The sequence below is a fragment of the Xenorhabdus sp. SGI246 genome (genome assembly GCF_040838225.1).
GTDB lineage: Bacteria > Pseudomonadota > Gammaproteobacteria > Enterobacterales > Enterobacteriaceae > Xenorhabdus > Xenorhabdus indica.
On sequence record NZ_JBFPEZ010000072.1, the window covers coordinates 1 to 3,130 of the forward strand.

The 3,130-nt window shown below is 41.2% G+C and carries 7 protein-coding genes; 6 read left to right on the top strand and 1 reads right to left on the bottom strand.

Going from position 1 to position 3,130, the window contains the following annotated elements:
• Positions 1-144: 144 nt before the first annotated feature.
• The 4 genes from ABLA85_RS15880 to ABLA85_RS15895 all read left to right on the top strand — a co-directional run bounded on the left by ABLA85_RS15880 (position 145) and on the right by ABLA85_RS15895 (position 1,831).
• Positions 145-495, top strand: coding sequence for a hypothetical protein (locus ABLA85_RS15880; protein WP_367965353.1), 351 nt, complete (start codon positions 145-147; stop codon positions 493-495).
• A gap of 122 nt (positions 496-617) precedes the next feature.
• Entirely contained in the window at positions 618-833 is a 216-nt protein-coding gene (locus ABLA85_RS15885) for a helix-turn-helix transcriptional regulator (protein ID WP_367965354.1), read from the top strand.
• Complete coding sequence (locus ABLA85_RS15890; RefSeq protein ID WP_367965355.1) at positions 833-1,108, top strand: helix-turn-helix transcriptional regulator; 276 nt, start codon at positions 833-835, stop codon at positions 1,106-1,108. Before ABLA85_RS15885 ends, ABLA85_RS15890 begins: the two co-directional genes overlap by 1 nt.
• An 18-nt stretch (positions 1,109-1,126) precedes the next feature.
• Entirely contained in the window at positions 1,127-1,831 is a 705-nt protein-coding gene (locus ABLA85_RS15895) for a Rha family transcriptional regulator (protein WP_367965356.1), read from the top strand.
• 513 nt (positions 1,832-2,344) lie between these two features.
• Here ABLA85_RS15895 and ABLA85_RS15900 read toward each other — a convergent pair.
• Entirely contained in the window at positions 2,345-2,524 is a 180-nt protein-coding gene (locus ABLA85_RS15900) for a YlcI/YnfO family protein (RefSeq protein WP_367965357.1), read from the bottom strand.
• Between the two features lie 196 nt (positions 2,525-2,720).
• Here ABLA85_RS15900 and ABLA85_RS15905 point away from each other — a divergent pair, with 196 nt between their 5' ends.
• Both ABLA85_RS15905 and ABLA85_RS15910 read left to right on the top strand, forming a co-directional pair.
• Complete coding sequence (locus ABLA85_RS15905; protein ID WP_367965358.1) at positions 2,721-2,969, top strand: hypothetical protein; 249 nt, start codon at positions 2,721-2,723, stop codon at positions 2,967-2,969.
• On the top strand, positions 2,962-3,130 hold a 169-nt coding region (locus tag ABLA85_RS15910), incomplete at its 3' end, for a DUF4222 domain-containing protein (RefSeq protein ID WP_367965359.1). The genes ABLA85_RS15905 and ABLA85_RS15910, both read left to right, overlap by 8 nt.

Below are 3,130 nucleotides of genomic sequence, written 5' to 3' on the forward strand. Positions count from 1 at the left end.
GGTATTCCGCGAGATCCCTTGCTGATACATGCGTATCACCAATTGCCGATTATATTGTTGTATCTCTGGAGGAAGTTGTCGAGTATCTTTTTTCATCTTTCCATAATACAACAATTATTCGTATTTGAACACCGAATTAATAAAATGTTTGATGAGTCATATAATGTTGATGAAAACCATTCAGAGATAAAATATCTAGACTCTAAGTATTATTTCCCTACAGATGGAGTTCCTGCTAATACAGAATTTGGCATTACGCCTGAAAATTTGTTTGATTTTGAAAGGAAATTATTAGATGGAAGTGACGAATATGCTTCCAAACAATTACTACACCTTATTGGAGGAGTTTTAAATTGCGTCACATCTAAGGCTAAAAAATGGACTCAGGGAGAAATAGCTTTAACATTGAGCGATAAAGGGATAAGGAATCTAGGTGAAAGAAAAATTAATGAAATTTTCTCAATATCAAATAAATTATACAAATCAATGAATTAGTTTTGCATGCAAAATTACAAATTTGTGTGCAATGAGTTTTTACTAAAAATCATTCTTAATACCTCCTGTCATCAACGAACGTCTACTAAGGCAAACCAAGAATTCGATAACAGGAGGGCTACATGCCAGTACTTAACATTCAAAAAGAAAATCTTATCCGTTTACCCGAAGTTCAGCGCCGTACTGGTTATGGTAAGGCATGGCTCTATAAACTCATTCAAGCTGGTCAATTCCCTAAACAAGTCAAAATAGGCACTCGCTCAGTTGCTTTTATTGAGTCAGAAATAGATGACTGGATATCACAACGCATCGCTGAATCTCGCAGTGAGGTGATGTAATGCCCAAATTTATATTACCTACCGACGAACAGCGAAAATATATTCTTTCTGCTTATGGCGAAAGTGAAAGACGAATAAGGGAGAGAGAACGTGAAAAAATATCCGGCATTTCTCGCAGTCATTGTCATAAATTAGAAACATTAGGTTTATTTCCGCCTCGCTGTCATTTTGGGCGTAATTCTTGTGCATGGTTATTAAGTGATGTGCTCTGGTGGGTACGTAATCCGCCAACAGTAGAGAATGTAAATAACCCTTACAGCCGAAAATCAAATTAATTAAGACAGGGTAAAAATATGACATATAAAAATATGGCCTTAAATGGTCAGGTACTCGCTCACTCTGAAAATAGTCAAGAGCCTATTTTGGTTCAGCATAGAACCGAATCGAGAATAGATTCACGGCTGTTTGCCGAGCGTGTAAATATCCAGCATGAAAGCCTTATTGCAATGATAAAAAAGCACTCTGAGAAATTAAGAGAGTTCGGAACTTTACCAAGACAAAGCCTGAAAGAATTTTCCGATTTGAAATCGGGAAAATCAAAGCGTGGGCGTTCACAGCTTTACTACCTGCTCAATGAAAACCAGTTCGACTTTATGTGCCGTATTGTTCGTGGGCGCAATCATGACCAGACGATCCAGTTCAAATTAGACGTGACAAAGGCATTTGCTAAGAAACGAGCGGCTGAACCTATCCGTCGTGAATATCTGCCCAACTATCATGAGTCCCGTGATGCTTTACGTGATCTAGGTGCGGAACGTCACCATTACATCAATCTTGCCCGTGCTGAGAACCGTTTAACCGGATTACTTCCCGGTGAACGCCAGAGCGCAGATGAGCAACAGTTAGGGTTACTTGTCTGTCTTCATAAAATCGAACAGGCCGCCTTTCAGGATGCAAGGAATGCGGGGCAATCATCAACACAAGCATTGCGAGAAGTCAGCCGCCGTATAGAGCAATTCGCAATGCTGATGAACCCTACCGGACGTATTGGGGGTTAATTTGATGAGTGGTCATAACATGACATTTGATCCCCTGAAGTGGGGGAATCAAAGATTAACTATTAAGCAATCAGCGAAAAATTTCGCTCAGTCATATCTACATAACTCATTGAAAAATATCCAGACGCCATATTTGGCGTTTGGTCATAGTTTAGACTCCCCGATTATTTCGGAACAGTTACTTAACCCATTGATATTTAATCAAGCTGCAAATATGCAGTCTGGTCATAGTTTGACCATCGAAAATATCGGGATGCAGAATTCAATATCCGAAAATCGGACTTTGCTTAACTCATCAAGGGTTATGCAAACTATCCGCATATCATTTAGCGACGCGGTTAATTTGCAGTCCTCATTTAGTGGAGCACAAAAAGAAAAGGATAGCACGGCGAATGCTACCCTTTGGCGTAACCCACTTTTGGTTTACTCGACGAATCAATCAGTTAACTTCCTCTCTTTTGGAGGGTCAGTCAATCAAGGTAATAATTTTGACGAAGTTAACTACTGGGCTTATTACTCAGATGATGCTTTGGCTTTGCGCTGGCGGCGCTTGATTTCGGCGCGCATTGCGGTAGAGACAAATTGCCCTGTACTTTCGTTCTGTTCTTTTGTTTGTTCCATTCCATCAATCAATTCGTGTAGTACTCGTACCGTTACTGATTGTGATTTTGCATTTTTTGAACCTGTTGCCATTTCTACACCTCGTGTTAATTGGTGTAAGACATTATATGCTAAAAAATGTCAATTTAAAAGGTTGGCATGTAAGACACCTTGTCTTTATCATGTGTCTTACACCGAACCTCGTATACGGTGTGAAAACAACAACGCCCCGAAGTGCGGGAACACTATCGAGGCGTCTAACCAACAACCGTTAACTGGAGTAACGATTATGGCTGACACACAGTCTAACCAAACTCACCTTAAATTTACATTCCTAATTGCATCAGGCAATCAACGACTGGTGGATCTTCACCCGGTGCGCCTTATCACTGTGCTGGCAGAGAGTGAAGGTGAAGCCCGTTTACTGGCAGGTATTCCCTCTCTGATATTCGTCTCTCGTCAAGCATGGGATATCGGTATCGATACACCTTTCAACTGTAGAGATATGTCTACCGTTCAGGGGGTGAACCATGCGTAACCCCGCGCCCCATGACTACTACACCCATAAGAACGGGGATACCGTTCAGGTGCTGTCAGTGGCCTTTAATCGCGTGACGTTTGTCCGTGAAGGGTATCAAAGCCCGTGCACCATGCCTTTAAGCCGTTTCACTAAAGAACACACCTACGCAGGGAGAGCCT

Coding starts and splice junctions, on each gene's coding strand:
- ABLA85_RS15895 (WP_367965356.1), top strand. CDS start 1,127: ATGACATATAAAAATATGGCCTTAAATGGTCAGGTACTCGCTCACTCT.
- ABLA85_RS15890 (WP_367965355.1), top strand. CDS start 833: ATGCCCAAATTTATATTACCTACCGACGAACAGCGAAAATATATTCTT.
- ABLA85_RS15905 (WP_367965358.1), top strand. CDS start 2,721: ATGGCTGACACACAGTCTAACCAAACTCACCTTAAATTTACATTCCTA.
- ABLA85_RS15880 (WP_367965353.1), top strand. CDS start 145: ATGTTTGATGAGTCATATAATGTTGATGAAAACCATTCAGAGATAAAA.
- ABLA85_RS15885 (WP_367965354.1), top strand. CDS start 618: ATGCCAGTACTTAACATTCAAAAAGAAAATCTTATCCGTTTACCCGAA.
- ABLA85_RS15900 (WP_367965357.1), bottom strand. CDS start 2,524: ATGGCAACAGGTTCAAAAAATGCAAAATCACAATCAGTAACGGTACGA.